21 protein-coding genes and 1 other annotated feature are annotated in these 19,869 nt (G+C 37.8%); all 21 genes read left to right on the top strand.

Features of this window, described 5'->3' with window-relative positions:
- Positions 1-63: 63 nt before the first annotated feature.
- The 21 genes from spoVE to QE429_RS18170 all read left to right on the top strand — a co-directional run bounded on the left by spoVE (position 64) and on the right by QE429_RS18170 (position 19,818).
- A complete protein-coding gene (spoVE, locus tag QE429_RS18270; RefSeq protein WP_307289029.1) occupies positions 64-1,164 on the top strand; it encodes a stage V sporulation protein E in 1,101 nt (366 codons plus the stop codon).
- A 339-nt stretch (positions 1,165-1,503) separates the two neighbouring features.
- Positions 1,504-2,607, top strand: coding sequence for an undecaprenyldiphospho-muramoylpentapeptide beta-N-acetylglucosaminyltransferase (murG, locus tag QE429_RS18265; protein WP_307289028.1), 1,104 nt, complete (start codon positions 1,504-1,506; stop codon positions 2,605-2,607).
- A 60-nt stretch (positions 2,608-2,667) separates the two neighbouring features.
- Positions 2,668-3,576, top strand: coding sequence for a UDP-N-acetylmuramate dehydrogenase (gene murB, locus QE429_RS18260; protein ID WP_307289027.1), 909 nt, complete (start codon positions 2,668-2,670; stop codon positions 3,574-3,576).
- A 281-nt stretch (positions 3,577-3,857) separates the two neighbouring features.
- Positions 3,858-4,637 carry a cell division protein FtsQ/DivIB gene (locus QE429_RS18255; RefSeq protein WP_307289025.1) on the top strand — a complete coding sequence of 260 codons (780 nt, stop codon included), beginning with the start codon at positions 3,858-3,860 and terminating at the stop codon, positions 4,635-4,637.
- Positions 4,624-5,334: a DUF881 domain-containing protein gene (locus tag QE429_RS18250; RefSeq protein WP_307289023.1), complete on the top strand. Its 711-nt coding sequence runs from the start codon at positions 4,624-4,626 to the stop codon at positions 5,332-5,334. Before QE429_RS18255 ends, QE429_RS18250 begins: the two co-directional genes overlap by 14 nt.
- Positions 5,335-5,389: 55 nt before the next feature.
- A complete protein-coding gene (locus QE429_RS18245) occupies positions 5,390-6,124 on the top strand; it encodes a DUF881 domain-containing protein (RefSeq protein ID WP_307289022.1) in 735 nt (244 codons plus the stop codon).
- Positions 6,124-6,486 (top strand): small basic family protein, encoded by a 363-nt coding sequence (locus tag QE429_RS18240; protein WP_307289020.1) that lies wholly within the window; start codon positions 6,124-6,126, stop codon positions 6,484-6,486. Before QE429_RS18245 ends, QE429_RS18240 begins: the two co-directional genes overlap by 1 nt.
- Before the next feature lie 124 nt (positions 6,487-6,610).
- Positions 6,611-7,906 carry a cell division protein FtsA gene (ftsA, locus tag QE429_RS18235; protein ID WP_307289018.1) on the top strand — a complete coding sequence of 432 codons (1,296 nt, stop codon included), beginning with the start codon at positions 6,611-6,613 and terminating at the stop codon, positions 7,904-7,906.
- Positions 7,907-7,949: 43 nt separating this feature from the next.
- Positions 7,950-9,083: a cell division protein FtsZ gene (gene ftsZ / locus QE429_RS18230; RefSeq protein ID WP_307289016.1), complete on the top strand. Its 1,134-nt coding sequence runs from the start codon at positions 7,950-7,952 to the stop codon at positions 9,081-9,083.
- Between the two features lie 432 nt (positions 9,084-9,515).
- Entirely contained in the window at positions 9,516-10,454 is a 939-nt protein-coding gene (gene spoIIGA / locus QE429_RS18225) for a sigma-E processing peptidase SpoIIGA (protein ID WP_307289014.1), read from the top strand.
- Between the two features lie 44 nt (positions 10,455-10,498).
- Positions 10,499-11,218, top strand: a complete 720-nt coding sequence (sigE, locus tag QE429_RS18220) for an RNA polymerase sporulation sigma factor SigE (RefSeq protein ID WP_307289012.1) — start codon at positions 10,499-10,501, stop codon at positions 11,216-11,218.
- Between the two features lie 160 nt (positions 11,219-11,378).
- Entirely contained in the window at positions 11,379-12,158 is a 780-nt protein-coding gene (gene sigG, locus QE429_RS18215) for an RNA polymerase sporulation sigma factor SigG (RefSeq protein WP_040204876.1), read from the top strand.
- A 96-nt stretch (positions 12,159-12,254) separates the two neighbouring features.
- Positions 12,255-12,524, top strand: a complete 270-nt coding sequence (locus QE429_RS18210; RefSeq protein ID WP_307289009.1) for a YlmC/YmxH family sporulation protein — start codon at positions 12,255-12,257, stop codon at positions 12,522-12,524.
- Between the two features lie 69 nt (positions 12,525-12,593).
- Entirely contained in the window at positions 12,594-13,424 is an 831-nt protein-coding gene (gene pgeF / locus QE429_RS18205) for a peptidoglycan editing factor PgeF (protein WP_307289008.1), read from the top strand.
- Positions 13,421-14,098: a YggS family pyridoxal phosphate-dependent enzyme gene (locus QE429_RS18200; protein ID WP_307289006.1), complete on the top strand. Its 678-nt coding sequence runs from the start codon at positions 13,421-13,423 to the stop codon at positions 14,096-14,098. The genes pgeF and QE429_RS18200 overlap by 4 nt, the downstream gene beginning before the upstream one ends.
- An 11-nt stretch (positions 14,099-14,109) precedes the next feature.
- Positions 14,110-14,565: a cell division protein SepF gene (locus QE429_RS18195; RefSeq protein ID WP_307289005.1), complete on the top strand. Its 456-nt coding sequence runs from the start codon at positions 14,110-14,112 to the stop codon at positions 14,563-14,565.
- A gap of 4 nt (positions 14,566-14,569) precedes the next feature.
- Positions 14,570-14,833, top strand: a complete 264-nt coding sequence (locus QE429_RS18190; protein WP_307289004.1) for a YggT family protein — start codon at positions 14,570-14,572, stop codon at positions 14,831-14,833.
- 27 nt (positions 14,834-14,860) lie between these two features.
- Complete coding sequence (locus tag QE429_RS18185) at positions 14,861-15,634, top strand: YlmH family RNA-binding protein (RefSeq protein WP_307289003.1); 774 nt, start codon at positions 14,861-14,863, stop codon at positions 15,632-15,634.
- Between the two features lie 85 nt (positions 15,635-15,719).
- Positions 15,720-16,235, top strand: coding sequence for a DivIVA domain-containing protein (locus tag QE429_RS18180; protein ID WP_307289001.1), 516 nt, complete (start codon positions 15,720-15,722; stop codon positions 16,233-16,235).
- A 48-nt stretch (positions 16,236-16,283) separates the two neighbouring features.
- Positions 16,284-16,523: a binding site (T-box leader), on the top strand.
- Between the two features lie 74 nt (positions 16,524-16,597).
- Positions 16,598-19,369, top strand: coding sequence for an isoleucine--tRNA ligase (gene ileS / locus QE429_RS18175; RefSeq protein WP_307288998.1), 2,772 nt, complete (start codon positions 16,598-16,600; stop codon positions 19,367-19,369).
- Between the two features lie 152 nt (positions 19,370-19,521).
- The gene (locus tag QE429_RS18170) at positions 19,522-19,818 is read left to right on the top strand and encodes a hypothetical protein (protein WP_307288996.1); all 297 of its coding nucleotides are present in this window, start codon (positions 19,522-19,524) and stop codon (positions 19,816-19,818) included.
- Positions 19,819-19,869 lie beyond the last annotated feature (51 nt).

Here is a 19,869-nt window from a genome sequence, read left to right as displayed (position 1 = left end):
CCCACTTCGTGTCTCACAGGTGGTGCTGCTAAGCCCTAAAACACGTAGTTGAGGTGTATAGTGGTGCCGACAAAACGAACAACTCCTGATTTTATTTTAATGATTGTAACTTTCACACTGCTGGCAATAGGGCTTATTATGGTTTACAGCGCGAGTGCTATATGGGCTGAATATAAATTTGATGATTCCTTTTTCTTTGCGAAAAGGCAGACCCTATTTGCCGGAGTCGGAATTGCAGCTATGTTTTTTATCATGAACATAAATTACTGGACATGGAGGACATGGGCTAAAACAATTTTGATCGTTTGTTTTGTCTTGTTAGTGTTGGTCTTAATTCCTGGTATCGGAAATGTCCGCAATGGTTCTAGGAGTTGGATTGGGGTTGGTGCATTCTCCATTCAACCATCTGAATTTATGAAACTTGCAATGATTGCCTTTTTAGCAAAATATCTTTCTGAACGGCAAAAGCTGATAACATCCTTTAAGAAGGGGCTTGTACCATCTTTAGGGCTTGCATTTTTGGCTTTTGCAATGATTATGCTGCAGCCTGATTTAGGAACCGGAACGGTCATGATGGGGACTTGTATTGTTATGATATTTATTGCTGGCGCACGCATTCGTCATTTTGCTTTCTTAGGATTAATAGGTATTGCAGGGTTTGTGGGATTAATTGCATCAGCACCATACCGAATAAAAAGGATTACCTCATTCTTGGATCCTTGGTCAGACCCTTTAGGAAGCGGGTTTCAGATCATTCAATCCTTGTATGCGATTGGTCCAGGCGGTCTCTTTGGGCTCGGTCTTGGTGAAAGCAGGCAAAAGTTTTTTTACTTACCAGAGCCACAAACGGATTTCATCTTTGCTATTCTTTCCGAAGAATTAGGGTTTATAGGTGGTTCGTTTATCCTTTTATTATTTGCGCTATTGTTATGGCGTGGGATTCGTATTGCTCTTGGGGCACCTGATTTATATGGCAGTTTTCTAGCAGTTGGAATTATTGCTATGGTTGCCATCCAAGTCATGATTAATATTGGAGTTGTAACGGGATTAATGCCAGTCACAGGTATTACGTTGCCATTTTTAAGTTATGGAGGATCTTCATTGACATTAATGCTAATGGCAATCGGTGTCCTCCTAAATATAAGCCGTTATTCAAGATACTAAAAATGATACCCTGTTCAGCGGCAGGGTTCTTTTTATTTAGGTTGTGTTTAATAATATTAAAATTCTTTATCCTGTTAATTGGAGTGGAAGGCACGAAGACTCCTGTGGGAGTATGGTCCAGGGGAGACCCCGCAGGCGCATGCGTCGAGGAGGCTCGCCGAAACACCCACGAACCGCTCGTGCCTGGAATGGAAATCAACAGACTAGTTTAAGTGAGCGTTATTTAAGGGCTTTCTTTTACATTTACTTAACAATCTTTTATCATTTGCTTTATTTCTATAATTTTTATAGTAATATAGGTATGCAATTAGGTTTTAAATAGTTGATGAGGTGGAAAACATGAGAATAGCAGTAAGCGGTGGAGGGACTGGCGGTCACATTTATCCTGCTCTTGCACTAATTAGAGAAATACAAAAAGAAAACAAAGACGCAGAGTTTTTATACATAGGTACTACAAACGGTCTAGAAAGCAAAATCGTCCCAAGAGAGAATATTCCTTTTCAGTCGATATATATTACTGGGTTTAAACGGAAGCTGTCCTTTGAAAATGTAAAAACAATCATTAGATTTCTAAAAGGTGTACAGGATAGTAAGAGAATTTTGAGGGAATTTAAACCAGATGTCGTTATTGGCACTGGTGGATATGTGTGTGGTCCAGTGGTATACGCTGCCGCTAAACTTCGCATTCCTACTATCATCCATGAGCAAAATAGCGTTCCTGGTTTGACTAATAAATTCTTAAGCCGATACGTGAACAAAATAGCTGTTTGTTTTGAGGAGGCAAAAGAATATTTTCCAGAAAATAAAATTGCCTTCACAGGTAATCCAAGAGCTTCGGAAGTGCTTGGGCAGGATGGAATTCGTGGTCGGCTATCCACAGGACTTAGCACGACTAAGCCTGCTGTTTTAATCTTTGGCGGAAGCCGAGGAGCGAGACCAATAAATGAAGCGGTTGTCAAAGCCTTGCCAGAGTTTGCAGAAAAAGATTACCAGGTTCTTTACGTTACTGGTGATGTCCATTACGAGGACGTAAAGAAGGAAGTAGAACTAGTTGGAAATCCTAAGAATGTAATAATTAAACCGTTTATTCATAATATGCCAGAGGTGCTAGCAGGCATTGACTTAGTTGTTTCAAGAGCGGGAGCTACAACCTTGGCGGAATTAACATCACTTGGTATCCCAAGTATTTTAATTCCAAGTCCCTATGTAACCAATAATCATCAAGAGAAAAACGCAAGGTCTCTAAGTGATCATGGTGCAGCTGAATTACTGTTAGAAAAGGATTTAACAAGTAAAAGCCTTGTCACACATATTGACCGTATCCTTTTAAATAATGAAAATCTAATGGATATGAAAACAAAGGCTAAAAAAATGGGTGTACCAGATTCAGCAAGAAGGCTCTATTCACTAATGAGAGAGCTTGTAAATCGAAACGCAAAGTAGCCCAATTAATTTTTTTGCATAAACTGAGATAATAGCATCTAGGAAAGTTAGGTGGTAAGTATGGACGAAATTATGAAAGAATTACAAGAACTGAATATAGGAAAGGTGAAGGAAAATGAACGCCTTGCCAACCATACCACTATGAAAATTGGAGGTCCTGCAGACCTTTTTATTGAACCTTCATCAATTGAAAACTTAAAAAATGCGATGACTGTAATAAATAAACATGGCGTCAATTGGCGAGCCATAGGTCGTGGATCCAATCTTTTAGTATCTGATAAAGGTATTGAGGGAATCGTTATCAAACTTGGGGCAGGAATGGATCGCCTTGAAATTGAAGGGACAACGATTACTGTCGGTGGTGGTCATTCTTTAGTAAGTTTAGCCACACTAATTAGTAAAAAAGGTTTAACAGGACTAGAGTTTGCCAGCGGAATCCCGGGATCAGTGGGTGGAGCAGTTTATATGAACGCTGGTGCGCATGGATCAGATATTAGTAGAATTTTATCACGCGCTCATATTTTATTTAATGATGGAACAATGGAATGGCTTTCAAATGAAGAAATGGAATTCTCCTATAGAACTTCTGTTTTACAAAACAAACGACCTGGAATTGTCGTGGAAGCCGTTTTTGAACTTGTCACAGGTGATCGAGCAGCCATTGTAGCACAAATGCAAAAGAATAAGGATTATCGAAAAGAAACACAGCCATGGAACTTCCCTTGTGCCGGCAGTATTTTCCGTAATCCACTTCCAAACTATGCAGGAAGACTTATTGAAACAGCTGGCCTAAAGGGTTTTAGTATTGGTGGAGCAAAGATATCGGAAATGCATGGAAATTTTATTGTAAATGCAGGAAACGCCACTGCTGCCGACGTATTAGCATTAATTCAGCATATTAAGGATACGATTTATAACCTTTATGGCGTGGAAATGGAAACAGAGGTTGAAATAGTCGGTCGAAAATAAGAAAAGTAAAATGTGATGAAAGTCATTGACCTTGACATTTATATAAGTAAAATATCCTTGTTTTTCTTGTAGAAAATCTCTTACTAATGACAAATATTGTGTTATAATTACTGATAATATTACAGGTGAAACTAGGAAGAAAATGAATGACGGCATGAGTTTTCGTGCCGTTGTTTCACTTTTTTGAACGAACAGTAGTAAACTTTTGTGGACATGCTTTATGGTGTAGGGCAACGAGCGCTCTCACGCGCTTAGGCTTTTCATTTTTGGAGGAATTTTGAATGGAAAAAGGGAAAATCGTTGCTCTCGAGGATCGGATACCTAAATTAAAGGAGCAAAGGCGAAGAAAAGCAAATAGAAGGCTGGTGCTCCTGTTATTTCTGTTTTTTACAATGATAGTAATAATTGCTTATTCACAATCCCCGTTGAGTCATATAAAGACGATTACCGTAGACGGTAATGAAGTATATTCAGACTCTGAATTAATCAGAAAAAGCGGCCTTACAAAAACTACGAATATATGGAAAGTCAGCAAAAATGATGTCTCTTCCAAATTAAAGAAATTATCAGAAATTAAACAAGCTGATGTAAAGATTCATTGGCCAAATACTATTAGCATTCAAGTAAAAGAACATAAAAGAATTGCTTACCTTAAGCAAGATTTAAACTATTATCCAGTGATGGAAAATGGGAAAATATTAAGAGATAGAAATGAGGAAAAAATTCCAGTTAATTCTCCTATTCTTTTCGACTTTAAAGAAGGCGCAGCCTTAAATGAAATGGTAAAAGAGTTAGAGAAACTCCCAAGTGAAATAGTAAACTCCATTTCTGAAATTCATTATTCTCCGAAAAAAACAGACCAGTATCACATTTCCTTATTCATGAATGATGGCTTTGAGGTAAGTGCAACGCTTAGAAGTTTTTCGGAAAAAATGGTGCATTATCCCTCAATTATTAGCCAATTGGACCCTAATAAAAAAGGGATCATCGATTTAGAAGTCGGTTCCTATTTTAAAGCTTTCGAACCAGAAGCGGAGGAAAAAGAAGTTGAAAAGAATTAAGGTAAGGGGGAAGCATGTTATTTTGTCCCTTGTCTTTCTGGTACTAGGATTCATGATTGCCTTCTCTTATCATTTGACTCAACTGGAAAATAAAGAAGAAAAGCCTAGCTTGTCAGATAAACAATATGAAAAAACTCTTGGACTAAGAAATCAATTGATTGCCCAGGAGGAGACAAATCGTAAGCTTCAAAAGGAATTAAATCAGAAACAAGACAAGGTACTAAAAAATGAAAAGGACCTTGCCAAAGAAACACAAGTGTTTACAAACTTGGCAGAGGATACAGAAAAATATCGAATGTTTCTTGGAAAGGTCAAGGTGAAAGGAAAAGGGGTAAAAATTACTTTGACAGATGGTGCTTACGATCCAAAGGAAGATAATGTGAACAATTATCTAGTACATGAACACCACGTCTTTAAAGTAATTAATGAATTATATATTTCTGGTGCAGCTGCGGTTGCTATAAATGGCCAAAGGCTTACCAGTCATTCGTATATTGTTTGTAATGGACCTGTAATAACGGTTGATGGTGTGCAACACCCTGCACCTTTTGTTATTACAGCCATTGGTGACCCCGATGTACTATCTTCTTCATTAAATTTGACTGGCGGTGTAAAAGACCAGCTTGTAAACGATAATTTGATTTTTTCTTTGGAAAAAGAAGATGAAATTATCTTAAATCCAATATTAGGAAGTTAAACTGAGGGTATTGAATGTCCACGTAATGATTAATTAAAAAGGTTAGGTGAAAAAAGTGGACAAACCAAAATTTAATGTTAGCTTCACATTGATTGCAGCAGTAGTTGGTTTTATGATTGCGGTACAATTTCAAACGGTAAAGAAGCCTGAAGAACGTGATACACGTGATGTATGGCAACTCCGTGAAGCCTTGTTAAAAGAAAAAGAACTGCAGTCCAATTTACTAAAAGAAATACGTTCAAATGAAGAAAAACTTTCAGCCTATGAATCTAAGAAAAAACAAAGTAAAGAGCAAGCGCTAAGGGATACATTACAAGAGCTGAAAACAGAGGCAGGCTTGACAGAGGTTACAGGACCCGGAATTACCTTGAAAATTGAACCTGCCATCGAAGATATACAGTTAGGAACTCCTGTATCAACAGCTGTTGTTTCCCCAGAATTGCTAAAAAGGTTATTGAATGAGCTAAATATGTACGAAGCAAAATATGTTTCCATTGATGGTCAGCGAATTATTAATACAACGGTGATAAGGGACATTAATAGGGAAACAAAAATTGACGGCCATTCGATTAGGAGCCTTCCTGTAGAAATTATTGTTGGTGTAGAGTCAATGAATCGAGCTGATAAATTATCAAACCAAATGAAGGTTTCAAGAGCAAAGGATGAATTCTATGCTGAAGGCTTGAAACTCAGCGTTTCATCGCCTAATCCGAATATTACTGTTCCTGCTTACGATAATCCAATTCGTATTAAGCATATGGAACCAATCAAGGAAGGAGGCAGTTCTTAATGTGGCTTCCATTTGTAGGGCTTGTTCTTGGAATCATACTTGGACTCTTAACGGAAATAAGGATCCCGGAAGAATACTCAAATTACTTGTCCATTGCTGTATTAGCTGCTTTAGATACATTATTCGGCGGGATTAGAGCATACTTGCAAAATATTTATGATGAAAAGGTGTTTGTTTCAGGCTTCTTTTTTAATATAATGCTTGCAGCAAGTTTAGCTTTTCTCGGTGTTCATCTTGGTGTAGACTTGTATTTAGCAGCAGTTTTTGCGTTTGGTGTCAGGTTGTTTCAAAATATCGCTGTCATAAGACGAATATTATTGACAAAGTGGTCTACAAACAAAGAAAAAATAGAAAAAAATTGAACTTTTTTAAAGGGAAATATGTAGTTGTGACGAATAATTTTATAAGATATTACTATGAAAATCTATTAATGAACAAAAATGAATTGTTGTTCTACCCAAGGAGATTAAAAGGAGGTGCCAAAGAATGAACAGCAATGAAATATACGTAAGTCTTGACATCGGTACATCCAGTGTAAAAGTTATCATTGGTGAAATGGTCAATGACTCAGGTAAAGACTCTTTAAATATAATTGGTGTTGGCAATGTGAAATCTGAAGGACTACGTAAAGGTTCAATTGTCGACATGGACGATACCGTTCATTCTATTAAGCGGGCGATTGAGCAGGCAGAAAGAATGATTGGCATGGAGATAAAAGAAGTAGTAGTCGGAATTTCAGGTCATAATGTAATGCTTCAGCACTGCCATGGGATTGTAGCAGTATCCAGCCAAAACCGAGAAATTACGAATGAAGATGTCGTTCGTGTTATTGAAGCGTCACATGTGGGTTCTATACCACCTGAAAGAGAAAACATTGGTGTAATTCGAAAGCAATTTATCTTAGATGGTAAAGACGAAATCAATGATCCCCGTGGAATGATTGGTGTTCGTCTAGAAATGGATGGAACCCTTATAACCGGGTCTAAATCGATTATCATAAATACATTGCGTTGTGTAGAACGAGCAGGGCTAGAAATATTAGATATTATTCTTCAGCCATTGGCAGCAGGCGATTATGCCTTATCGAAGGATGAAAAAAATCTAGGAGTTGCCCTCATCGATATGGGCGGCGGTTCAACAACTATTGCTGTTTTCGAAGAAGGATTTTTGAAGGCGACTAGTGTTATTCCTGTTGGTGGGGACCTACTTACAAACGACCTTTCAAAAGTTCTACATACCTCTACAGAGGATGCTGAAAAAATTAAGGTGAAATATGGACATGCCTTCTATGATAATGCATCTGAAGATGAATTTTTCAGTGTTCCAATCATAGGCAGTGATCAACATCAACAATTTAATCAACTTTATGTTTCTGAAATCATCGAAGCAAGAATGGAAGAAATTTTTGAGCTAATAGTCAATGAGCTGAAGCGCTTAGGCGTAACAGACTTACCAGGTGGTTTTGTATTAACAGGTGGAAGTGCAAAAATGCAAGGAGTATTGGAACTTGCACAGGATATGTTCCAAAATCCTGTTCGCCTTGCGGTACCAGACTATATTGGTGTAAGAGAACCTCAGTATACTACGGCGGTTGGTTTAATTAAATATGCTTACAAGAATGCTAGATTACCAGGTGGAACCATTGGGCAAACATCATCGGTATCAGAGCCAATCGAAAAAAGAGTGCCGAAACAACATCAACCTAAACCAAAAGTAGAAAAACATCCGGAAGAAAAAATGTCATCGAAAGTAAAAAAATTCCTAGGTTACTTCTTCGAATAAATCATTTCGAATGAGAAAACCGACGAATTAGGAGGATTTTGTCATGTTAGAATTTGATACAAATTTAGATTCTCTTGCAACAATAAAAGTTATTGGAGTTGGCGGCGGAGGAAACAACGCGGTAAACCGAATGATTGAACACGGAGTGCAAGGTGTTGAATTTATTGCTGTAAATACAGATGCACAAGCATTAAATCTTTCAAAAGCGGAAGTAAAAATGCAAATTGGTGCTAAATTAACCCGTGGTCTTGGCGCAGGAGCTAATCCAGAGGTTGGTAAAAAGGCTGCAGAAGAAAGTAAAGAACAAATTGAAGAAGCACTGAGAGGTGCTGACATGGTATTCGTTACTGCGGGTATGGGTGGCGGTACAGGTACAGGTGCAGCACCAGTTATTGCACAGATCGCTCGTGACCTTGGTGCTTTAACAGTAGGTGTTGTGACACGACCATTTACTTTTGAAGGTAAAAAGCGTTCAAACCAGGCTTCTGGTGGAATTGGTGCAATGAAGGAAGCTGTAGACACATTGATTGTTATTCCAAATGATCGCCTTCTTGAAATTGTTGATAAAAGCACTCCAATGCTTGAAGCTTTCCGTGAAGCTGATAACGTTCTTCGTCAAGGGGTTCAGGGGATCTCTGATTTAATTGCAGTACCAGGATTAATCAACTTAGACTTTGCTGACGTAAAAACAATAATGTCTAACAAAGGCTCTGCCTTAATGGGTATTGGTGTATCTGCTGGTGAAAACCGTGCAGCAGAAGCAGCAAAGAAAGCAATTAGCTCTCCATTATTAGAAACGTCAATAGATGGAGCTCAAGGTGTTCTTATGAATATTACTGGTGGAACTAACCTAAGTCTTTATGAAGTTCAAGAGGCAGCTGATATTGTTGCTACAGCATCTGATCAAGAAGTGAATATGATCTTCGGTTCTGTCATTAATGAGAACTTGAAAGATGAGATTATTGTAACTGTCATCGCAACTGGATTTAACGAAGAAGGAATCCAACAGAAAGTAACGCGTCCATCTTTTGGACAAGCAAAACCTGCTGTTGGACCAGTTAAGAGAGAGCATAAGCGTGAAGAAGCTCCTCAGGAACCAGTCCGTACTACACATGTAGCGCAAGAAGAGACGTTGGACATTCCAACCTTCCTACGTAACCGCAACCGCAGAAGATAATTATAGTAATCTAATGAAGAGAGCATGGTCCAAAAGAGGGCCATGCTTTTTTGTTCAATTATAAGAAAGTATAAAATTCGACTTAGAGAATTGTCTAGCTCCAGCGCCTAGCCATTTTCATCCTGATTAATCTTTCTTGAGTATCTTGTAACAATCATGGCTTGATAAAGCGATGATTGTTACAGCTCGGGTCAAATAACCTTCGGCAAAAAAAGTCAAATGGCGGACTTTTCTTGCCAAAGAACATTTGCCTGTCGGGGCTGAACAAAGCGCTTCCACTTTTCTTACAATATGACAAAATCCGTAGGGAATAGTGGAAATTTCTGTTTTTTTGATTACAGAAAGTGACACACTTCAGCCATACAAGTACGTTATACTTTTCCGTAAACAGATTATTACTCACCTTTTAATAGAATAAAAGGAGGAAGATTATTGACTGTTTATTTGGATGTAATTTGGGCTCTTAATTTTTTATTTGACAGTCTTCTCCTCTATCTAACTGCCATATTTCTTAAACGAAGAACACATCTATGGAGGATACTTGCTGGGGGATTTATTGGTTCGTTAATTATCATATTGTCGTTTACACCACTAAATGTATATACAGGACATCCAATTTCAAAATTAATATGTTCTATTTTTATGGTAATAGTTACTTTTGGGTATAAGCGATTAAAATTCTTCCTTAAAGCATTAATGACTCTTTATGTGTCGACGTTTTTAATTGGTGGGGCCTTAACGGGAACCCATTATTTTATACAATATGATTCTGAGTTAACAACAAGGGTGCTGATGTCCAGTGTAAAAGGTTTTGGTGATCCTGTAAGTTGGCTGTTTGTTCTCATTGGGTTTCCAATCGCCTGGCATTTTTCAAAGAAGAATGTGGAAGGTATGGAAATGACCAAAATTCAGTTTGAACAAATCGTCAATGTAAGGGTGAATATTGAAAACATATGCTTGGTCTTTAAGGGGTTAGTGGATAGTGGCAATCAATTGTACGATCCGCTGTCAAAGCTTCCTGTCATGTTTGTATCAATTAAGAACCAATTAGATGCTCTTCCTGAACCAATAAGAAAGATGACGGTCGACCCTGAACAACTAATCATGGGTAATGAGGAGTTTCCTCCTGATTGGCAAAATAAAATTAGGATTGTCCCTTGTAGTGTGGTGGGACAAGAGCATCAACTCATTGTTGCCCTTAAACCCGATTTAATCTTGATTGAACAAAATGGTTCACAATATTTATGTGAGAAAGGTCTTGTATCTTTTACCACACAGCAACTTTCACCGGATGATGCTTTTCAGTGTATTGTTCATCCGAAAATGTTAACTGGGGCAAAGCAGTCAGATGAATCAGTGAAAGTGAGTTAATATTACTATACTCAGAAAAACATATTTTAGAAGGAGGAACATGCATGAAAAAATGGAGACTTCGCTTATCCTACTATTGGTATAAGATATTAATCAAATTGGGTCTAAAAACGGATGAAGTTTTTTATATTGGCGGAAGCGAAGCATTGCCGCCTCCTTTAAGTAAAGATGAAGAAGAAATGTTATTAAACAAACTTCCTGGAGGTGATAAGGCAGCTAGATCGATGCTAATTGAACGAAATCTTCGCCTTGTCGTATATATTGCAAGGAAGTTTGAAAATACAGGAATTAATATTGAAGACTTAATAAGTATCGGTACAATAGGTCTAATAAAAGCAGTTAATACCTTTAATCCTGAGAAAAAAATTAAACTTGCTACATACGCATCAAGATGTATTGAAAATGAAATACTTATGTACTTACGAAGAAATAATAAAATCAGGTCTGAAGTATCCTTTGATGAGCCACTTAACATCGATTGGGATGGGAACGAATTATTATTATCAGATGTTCTAGGAACAGATGAAGATATTATTACTAAAGATTTAGAAGCAAATGTTGACAGGAAATTACTTACGAAGGCGTTGCATCAGCTTTCTGATAGGGAAAAGCAGATTATGGAACTTCGTTTTGGCTTAACTAACGGTGAAGAAAAGACCCAAAAGGATGTTGCAGACATGCTTGGGATTTCACAATCCTACATTTCGCGGTTGGAAAAAAGAATTATTAAACGTTTGAGAAAAGAATTCAATAAAATGGTATAAAAAATAAAATTTTTTCAGGGTATAAAACCCTATAATTTCCTGTTTATAATGCATTTTTCGACAAATATGCACATGTCCGATTCCATGGACATGTGCATATTTTTCCTTCTCAAGGAGATACTGTTTTTTGTACAGCAGCTCCTGTGAGGAGGGAAAAGGATTGACTCGAAATAAAGTTGAAATTTGCGGTGTAGATACATCTAAACTTCCTGTGTTAAAGAACGAAGAAATGAGAATACTCTTCAAGCAAATGCAAGAGGGCGATATAAGCGCCAGAGAGAAGCTTGTCAACGGAAACTTACGACTCGTATTAAGTGTTATCCAAAGGTTTAATAACCGTGGCGAGTTTGTTGATGACTTATTTCAGGTTGGCTGTATTGGACTAATGAAATCAATTGATAACTTTGATTTAGGTCAAAACGTAAAGTTCTCCACTTACGCCGTTCCAATGATTATTGGAGAAATACGAAGGTACTTACGTGATAATAATCCAATTCGTGTATCTCGTTCTTTAAGGGACATTGCTTATAAAGCCCTTCAGGTTAGAGAACGATTAATGAGTGAAACCTCACGTGAACCAACTGCTGAAGAAATCGCAAAGGTCTTAGAAGTACCCCATGAGGAGATTGTATTTGCCTTGGATGCCATCCAAGACCCGGTTTCCTTATTTGAGCCAATTTATAATGATGGCGGCGACCCAATCTACGTAATGGACCAATTAAGCGATGAAAAAAATAAGGATATACATTGGATAGAGGAAATAGCCTTAAAAGAAGGTATGCGCAGATTAAACGAGCGTGAAAAGTTAATTTTACGTAAGCGCTTTTTTCAGGGGAAAACGCAAATGGAAGTTGCTGATGAAATCGGAATCTCTCAAGCGCAGGTTTCACGTTTAGAGAAAGCTGCCATTCGTCAAATGAATAAAAATATTCAGAGCTAAAGCTGTCCTTGGGGGCAGCTTTATTTTTGCTTTTTAAAATAAAATTCTAAGCATGCACATATATTCTTTATAGTAATAAAACTGGGAGTGGTGTATGTGGTCAAGATTTCCGAATTCCAGATAAAAGACGTTGTGAATGTATCGGATGGAAAAAGGTTAGGTAATATTGGTGATATTGAGATCAACCTAACTACTGGAAAGATTGAAGCAGTTGTGATTTCAGGTGGAGGCAGAGTACTTGGATTTTTTGGAAAAGATGAAGACATTGTGATTCCGTGGCAAAATATTATAAAAATTGGTCAAGATGTTATTTTGGTCAGATACAAAGGGATAAAGGAAAGAATTGCTGAAGAAACAGAAGTTTGACCATATTGTTTTGCGGTGACCAAACATTCTTTTCATGGTAAACTATAGAAAAACATAAGAGGTATTGAAATGGAACCTTTTGTTTTACACAATGAATCGTATTTAACTATTGATAGCTGGATGCAACAATTTCCTGGTTTGACAGCAGGGTTCACTACCAAACATGGTGGAGAAAGCAAGGGCTATTTTCAGACACTGAACCTTGGTTTTCATGTTGGAGATGATAAAAAAGATGTATGCGGTAATAGGGAAAAAGTATCTGAACAATTAAACTTCCCATTAAATTATTGGGTTGGTGCAGAACAAACCCATAATATCATTCTTAAAAAGGTAACAAAAGTTGATCGCGGGAAGGGGTCTAATTCCTATGAAGATTCCTTTAAAGGCACGGATGGTTTTTATACAAATGAAGAGGGCATCCTGTTAACACTATGCTTTGCTGACTGTGTCCCTCTTTTTTTTATTGCTCCTAAGAAAAGAATGATTGGCACCGCACATGCCGGTTGGAAAGGCACTGTAGGACAAATTGCTAAAGAAATGGTTACAGCTTGGGGCCGAGAAGGAATTAAGCCTGACCAGATTTTTGTAGCAATAGGTCCATCTATTTGCGAAAAATGTTATATTGTAGATAAACGTATTATTCAGCTAGTAGAAAATACACTAGAAGGTAGTGGAAGTTTACCCTATAATGTAGTGTCAGAAGGACAGTATTCCTTAGATTTGCGTGAAGTAAACAGGCAAGTCCTTATGGCATCAGGTGTTCCTGATGAAAATATCCTTCTTACGAGATTTTGCTCTAGTTGTAATCATGAGGAGTTTTTCTCCCACCGCCGCGACCAAGGAAAAACAGGCAGAATGTTAAGCTTTATTGGTTGGAAGGAGACAGCAGACCATTTATGAGAGTAACAGATAATTTAAGTCAAATTAAACAGCAAATAGATGATGCATGCATGAAAGGCAACAGGAATCCTACTGAGGTAAAATTGATTGCGGTAACGAAATATGTCACTGTTGAACGGGCCCAAGAGGCATTAGAGGCTGGTGTTACTCATTTAGGAGAAAATCGCGATGAAGGCCTGCTTGCTAAGTGGGATGTACTTAAGGACAAGCCCCACTGGCATTTTATTGGTTCTTTACAAAAGAGAAAAGTAAAGAATATTATTGATAAAGTGGAATACATTCATTCATTGGACCGCATTTCTTTAGCAGAGGAAATCAATAAAAGAGCGAGACAGAAGATAAAATGTCTTGTTCAAGTAAATGTTTCTGGTGAAGAATCTAAACACGGACTAGCCCCAGAAGAAGCCCTTTATTTTATTGAGTCCCTTCGTCCATTTGAAAATATAAGTGTGGAAGGTTTAATGACAATGGCTCCTTTCACCAATGATGAACAGGTAATCCGTGATTGTTTTCGAAAACTAAGAGAACTTCGTGACCAAGTACAGGCTTTACAGCTATCTTATGCACCTTGTTCAGAGCTATCTATGGGGATGTCTAATGACTTTACGATTGCGATAGAAGAAGGGGCTACAATGGTTAGAATAGGGACAGCGCTTGTCGGTGAAGAAGGTTAGGAGAGAAAAAGATGACGATCAAATCAAAACTTAAAACATTTTTCTTTTTAGATGAAGAATATGATGATAATGATGATGAATATGTAGAAAAAGTGCAGCCCAAAAAGCAGAAACAGCAACTACCTGTCAAATCTCAAAATGTAGTTAGTCTGCAAAGTGTTCAGAAAGCCGCAAGTCCTTCAAAGGGATCTAAGGTCATTTTAGTGGAACCACGTGCGTATTCAGAGGCTACTGAAATTGCTGACCACCTTAAAAATAGGCGTGCAGTTGTAGTAAATTTACAGAGGATAGATAATGAACAGGGACGACAAATTATTGATTTTTTAAGTGGCGCTGTTTACACAATTAGCGGGGATATTCAAAAAATAGGTAGCAGTATCTTTTTGTGTACTCCTGATAATGTAGAAGTTTCAGGAAATATTTCGGACCTTATAATGGACCCCGATAACCAAAGTGCGAGGTGGTAATTAAATGGCATTTGTTTTTGGCCTTTTACAACAGATTATTCAATTATATTCTTGGGCATTAATCATTTACATCTTAATGTCTTGGTTTCCAAATGCGAGAGAAACGACAATTGGTCGATTCCTAGGGAGAATCTGTGAGCCATATCTAGAGCCATTTAGAAAAATTATTCCACCAATTGGGATGATGGATATTTCTCCAATTGTGGCATTCCTAGTGTTAAACTTTGCGGCCCAAGGTTTACACCGAGTTTATCTGTGGCTTATTTAAATAATGTAACTAGGTTGTGTTTTTTTAATGAACATATATCAGCATTTCCGACTAGAAGAACGGGAATATATTGATCAAGTTTTACAATGGAAAGACCAAGTGGAATCTCAGTATGCTCCAAAGCTGACAGATTTCCTTGATCCACGTGAACAACATATACTTAAACTTCTAATCGGTGAAAATAATGAGGTAAAATATCAGCTTTTTGGTGGGAGTCTTGCTGGAGAACGAAAAAGAGCCCTTCTCTACCCTGATTATTTAATGGTAAGTGAAGAAGATTTCCAAATTGCTCTTTTTGAAATCCAATACCCTTCAAAGTTTGTTACCCTCGAACACAGGCAGGTTTTAGGTACACTCATGTCCCTAGGGCTTAAACGGGGGAAATTTGGAGACATACTTATGAAAGATGGAAAGGTTCAATTTTTTGCTGCCAAGGAGGTTAGTTCGTACATTCAAAATAATGTTGAATCGATTGGTAAGGCAGGGGTAAGATTAGATGAAATAAGTTCCGACGAACAAATCTCTAACAGAGAACTATGGGAAGAGAATGATCTAACTGTGTCTTCTTTACGACTGGATACGGTTATTTCAGGAGTTTATCATCTATCAAGGCAAAAATCCCAAGCCCTAATTCAACATGGTCTTGTAAAAGTTAACTGGACGTTGACAGAAAATCCCTCATTTGATTGTGATGAAGGTGATATGCTATCAGTCCGTGGATATGGCAGAGCAAAAATTGTTGGTATTGAGGGAAAGACGAAAAAAGATAAATGGAGAATTATTGTCGGAAAACAAAAATAATTCAATGATAAAGCAGGAATTTCGAAAAACTTGTCGAATACTTGCTAATACATATACATGTATAGATTGTATGGAGGTGGCACCAATGCCGTTAACGCCGTTAGATATTCATAATAAAGAGTTTAATAAAGGTTTTCGTGGCTATGACGAAGATGAAGTAAATGAATTTCTTGATCAGGTGATTAAGGATTATGAATTAGTTCTTAGAGAGAAAAAGGAAATGGAAGAACGTTTAAATGAAATGAAAGATCGTCTTGGTCATTTTGTAAATATCGAAGAAACACTTAATAAGTCAATTATTATAGCCCAAGAAGCGGGTGAAGAAGTAAAGCGTAATGCCCAAAAGGAAGCGAAGTTAATAATTAAAGAAGCAGAGAAGAATGCCGATCGAATTGTGAATGAGTCCCTTTCTAAAGCAAGAAAGATTGCGCTTGAAATCGAGGATCTAAAGAAACAATCGAAGGTATTCCGTACTCGTTTTAAGATGCTGATTGAAGCACAGCTTGATATGTTAAATACGGATGATTGGGATCATTTATTGGATTATGAAGTAGATGCTACAGAATTGAAAATTCATCAAGAAGAAGATTCATTAGCTTGACGAATTCCATTTAGTTAGCATATAATTTTTAGATAGTTATATAGAATGGCAATGACGATGATAGGGACAGTACAGTTTTTTATTAGCTTTAAAATTAGCGAGTCGGGGATGGTGAAAGCCCGGTAAAGCAGAAAATTGGAAAATCACCCTTGAGTTCCGGACCGAACCTCTATAAATGGGTAGTAGGCTCAGGCGTGTTATTCACGTTACGAATGCTTAAGAGGATAGTACGAATCGGTATTATCTATCAGGGTGGTACCGCGGGAATAAAACCTTCTCGTCCCTATTTGGGATGAGAAGGTTTTTTTTATTTGTCTATTGGCTATTCTGTTATATGAAGTGGATGATCAGGAGGAAGAAAAATGGAGTATAAAGATACGTTATTGATGCCGCAAACTGAGTTTCCGATGCGGGGTAATCTTCCCCAAAGGGAGCCCGAGATTCAGGCTAAATGGGAAGAAATGAATATTTATCAAAAAGTACAGGAACGGACAAAAGGCCGCCCGATGTTTGTCTTACATGACGGACCACCATATGCAAATGGTGATATTCATATGGGTCATGCCCTAAATAAAATCTTAAAAGATATGATTGTCCGCTATAAATCAATGAGCGGCTTTCATTCCCCATATGTTCCAGGTTGGGATACTCATGGTCTGCCAATTGAGCAGGCATTAACAAATAAGGGTGTTAAGCGTAAAGAAATGACAGTTGCTGAGTTCCGACAACTATGTACTAAATATGCACTAGAACAAGTGGATAATCAACGCACCCAATTTAAACGCCTTGGTGTTCGCGGCGATTGGGAAAATCCATATATTACGTTAAAACCTGAATATGAAGCACAACAAATTAAAGTATTTGGCGACATGGCCAAAAAAGGATACATCTACAAAGGTAAAAAACCTGTGTATTGGTCCCCATCAAGTGAATCAGCTTTAGCTGAAGCAGAGATTGAATATCAAGATAAACGTTCAGCATCCATCTATGTTGGGTTTAAGGTGAAAGATGGTAAAGGTGTACTTGACACTGATACGCAAATTGTCATCTGGACTACAACGCCATGGACGATTCCAGCGAATCTTGGAATTTCGGTACATCCTGACTTAACCTACGTGGTGGTAGCAACGAATGGGAATAAGTACCTTGTTGCCGAAGCTCTTTTAGAAACAGTTACAAAAGAAATTGGCTGGGAAGAAACAACCGTTGTTCAAAAAGTAAAGGGTGCAGAATTAGAATTAATCCTCGCATCACATCCATTATATTCCCGTGATTCTTTAGTGATGTTAGGTGAACACGTAACTACTGATGCAGGTACTGGCTGCGTTCATACAGCTCCAGGACACGGGGAAGATGACTTTTATGTAGGTCAGAAATATGGATTAGAAGTCCTTTGCCCTGTTGATGATAAGGGTGTGATGACAGACGAAGCACCAGGCTTTGAAGGCTTATTTTATGATACTGCCAATAAGCCAATTGCTGAGGCTTTAGAAGAAGCAGGTGCATTGTTAAAATTATCATTTATCACTCACTCTTATCCACATGACTGGAGAACGAAGAAGCCGGTAATTTTCCGTGCCACTGCTCAATGGTTCGCTTCAATTAAAGATTTCCGTAATGAACTGATGGAAGCTGTAAAAGAAACGAAATGGGTTCCAGCATGGGGAGAAACACGACTATTTAATATGGTCCGTGACCGTGGAGACTGGTGTATTTCCCGTCAGCGTGTTTGGGGTGTACCGATTCCTGTTTTCTATGCAGAAAACGGTGAAGAAATTATAACTGACGAAACAATCAACCATGTATCAGAACTGTTCCGCGAACATGGCTCTAATATTTGGTTTGAAAGAGAAGCCAAAGAATTACTACCAGAAGGCTTTACACACCCTGGAAGTCCAAATGGAACTTTCACAAAAGAAACAGATATTATGGATGTTTGGTTTGATTCAGGTTCTTCCCATCAAGCAGTTCTTCTTGAAAGAGAGGACTTAGTTCGCCCGGCTGACCTTTATTTAGAAGGCTCTGACCAATACCGCGGTTGGTTTAACTCATCTCTATCTACTGCAGTGGCAGTAACAGGAAAAGCTCCATATAAAGGAGTATTGAGCCACGGTTTCGCACTTGATGGTGAAGGTAGAAAAATGAGTAAATCATTAGGTAACGTGGTTGTCCCTGCTAAGGTTATGAATCAATTAGGTGCAGATATTTTACGACTTTGGGTTGCCTCTGTTGATTATCAAGCAGATGTACGTGTTTCTGATGCGATCTTAAAACAAGTTGCAGAAGTATATCGGAAAATCCGTAATACTTTCCGTTTCTTACTTGGTAACCTTGCTGACTTTAATCCAGCTACAGATGCAGTTGCCTATGAAAACTTACGCGAAGTTGACCAGTTCATGCTTGTAAAATTAAATAAACTGATCAAATATGTTCACCATGCTTATGAAAACTATGAATTTGCAGGAATTTATCATGCTGTAAATAATTTCTGTACATTAGATTTAAGTGCTTTTTACTTAGATTTTGCAAAAGATGTTCTTTATATTGAGGCATCTAATAATCAAGAACGCAGAGCTATTCAAACCGTTCTTTACGAATCATTAGTGGCATTAACTAAATTAGTTTCACCAATTCTCTCACATACGGCAGATGAGGTTTGGAAATTTATCCCTAATGTGGTGGGAGAAAGTGTTCAATTGACTGACCTTCCAGAATATAAGGAGCTTGCAGGAGCAGCGGCTTTAGAGGAAAAATGGACTGCATTTATGAAGCTTCGTGATGATGTGTTAAAGGCATTAGAAGAAGCTAGAAATCAAAAGGTAATTGGAAAATCCTTAACAGCAAAAATTACATTATACGTGAATGAAAAGTCAAAAGCTTTGTTAGATTCAATCGAAGAAAACTTAAAGCAGTTGTTTATTGTTTCTGGTTTTGAGGTGGCTGGTTCCTATGAGGAAGCACCTGAAAATGCCCTTAAACTTGAGGGATCAGCGATTGTAGTAACAAAAGCTGAAGGAGAAACATGTGAGCGTTGCTGGATTGTGACACCAGAAGTAGGTCAAAACGTAGAACACGAAACCCTTTGCCCGCGCTGTGCAGAGGTAGTAAAAGAAAACTATTCTCACTTAACATAATAAACAATAAACGCCCTATGCAAATATGCATAGGGTTTTTTAATTAAAATTTCCCTTTTTCGTTAATTGTTGTTGTGGCTGTCAAATGTTTAACGGTGTCATTTGTTTCTTGCCGGAAATAATAAGTCAAATGATTCACGGAGGTAACAACTATGAATGCCACGCAGGAAAAGCTGTTTTTAGAACTCCGTCAAACAAAAGAAGAAATTGAACAGTCATTACAAATTAAAAAAAGGCAGGATTGGCTGATATCTATTCTAGAGGAGGAGCTTGCAGACATAAATACTGCAATCCTCAAGTTCGAGAAAGGAAGCTTTGGCCATTGTGAAATTTCAGGGGAACTAATTCCGGAAGATTTACTGTCGATGATCCCGACAATGAAGTCGATGGAAGAATCTCAAAATTTGCAAACGTATTACAAAAAAACGATTTCTACTTCATTTTTATGAGGTTACATTGTCGTTTCGCGAAAAAGTATGCTAAAATGCTTAAGAAGTAAG

The sequence above is a fragment of the Bacillus sp. SORGH_AS_0510 genome (assembly GCF_030818775.1).
GTDB lineage: Bacteria > Bacillota > Bacilli > Bacillales > Cytobacillaceae > Neobacillus.
Note: the sequence above shows the minus strand (reverse complement) of the source record. Positions and strands in the feature narration are given on the sequence as shown.

What these genes read in the sequence shown, in the direction of transcription:
- QE429_RS18185 (WP_307289003.1), top strand. Translation starts at nt 14,861, where the DNA reads ATGAACATATATCAGCATTTCCGACTAGAAGAACGGGAATATATTGAT.
- QE429_RS18170 (WP_307288996.1), top strand. Translation starts at nt 19,522, where the DNA reads ATGAATGCCACGCAGGAAAAGCTGTTTTTAGAACTCCGTCAAACAAAA.
- QE429_RS18190 (WP_307289004.1), top strand. Translation starts at nt 14,570, where the DNA reads ATGGCATTTGTTTTTGGCCTTTTACAACAGATTATTCAATTATATTCT.
- QE429_RS18195 (WP_307289005.1), top strand. Translation starts at nt 14,110, where the DNA reads ATGACGATCAAATCAAAACTTAAAACATTTTTCTTTTTAGATGAAGAA.
- QE429_RS18180 (WP_307289001.1), top strand. Translation starts at nt 15,720, where the DNA reads ATGCCGTTAACGCCGTTAGATATTCATAATAAAGAGTTTAATAAAGGT.
- ftsZ (WP_307289016.1), top strand. Translation starts at nt 7,950, where the DNA reads ATGTTAGAATTTGATACAAATTTAGATTCTCTTGCAACAATAAAAGTT.
- QE429_RS18240 (WP_307289020.1), top strand. Translation starts at nt 6,124, where the DNA reads ATGTGGCTTCCATTTGTAGGGCTTGTTCTTGGAATCATACTTGGACTC.
- QE429_RS18255 (WP_307289025.1), top strand. Translation starts at nt 3,858, where the DNA reads ATGGAAAAAGGGAAAATCGTTGCTCTCGAGGATCGGATACCTAAATTA.
- murB (WP_307289027.1), top strand. Translation starts at nt 2,668, where the DNA reads ATGGACGAAATTATGAAAGAATTACAAGAACTGAATATAGGAAAGGTG.
- ileS (WP_307288998.1), top strand. Translation starts at nt 16,598, where the DNA reads ATGGAGTATAAAGATACGTTATTGATGCCGCAAACTGAGTTTCCGATG.
- sigE (WP_307289012.1), top strand. Translation starts at nt 10,499, where the DNA reads ATGAAAAAATGGAGACTTCGCTTATCCTACTATTGGTATAAGATATTA.
- pgeF (WP_307289008.1), top strand. Translation starts at nt 12,594, where the DNA reads ATGGAACCTTTTGTTTTACACAATGAATCGTATTTAACTATTGATAGC.
- murG (WP_307289028.1), top strand. Translation starts at nt 1,504, where the DNA reads ATGAGAATAGCAGTAAGCGGTGGAGGGACTGGCGGTCACATTTATCCT.
- QE429_RS18200 (WP_307289006.1), top strand. Translation starts at nt 13,421, where the DNA reads ATGAGAGTAACAGATAATTTAAGTCAAATTAAACAGCAAATAGATGAT.
- ftsA (WP_307289018.1), top strand. Translation starts at nt 6,611, where the DNA reads ATGAACAGCAATGAAATATACGTAAGTCTTGACATCGGTACATCCAGT.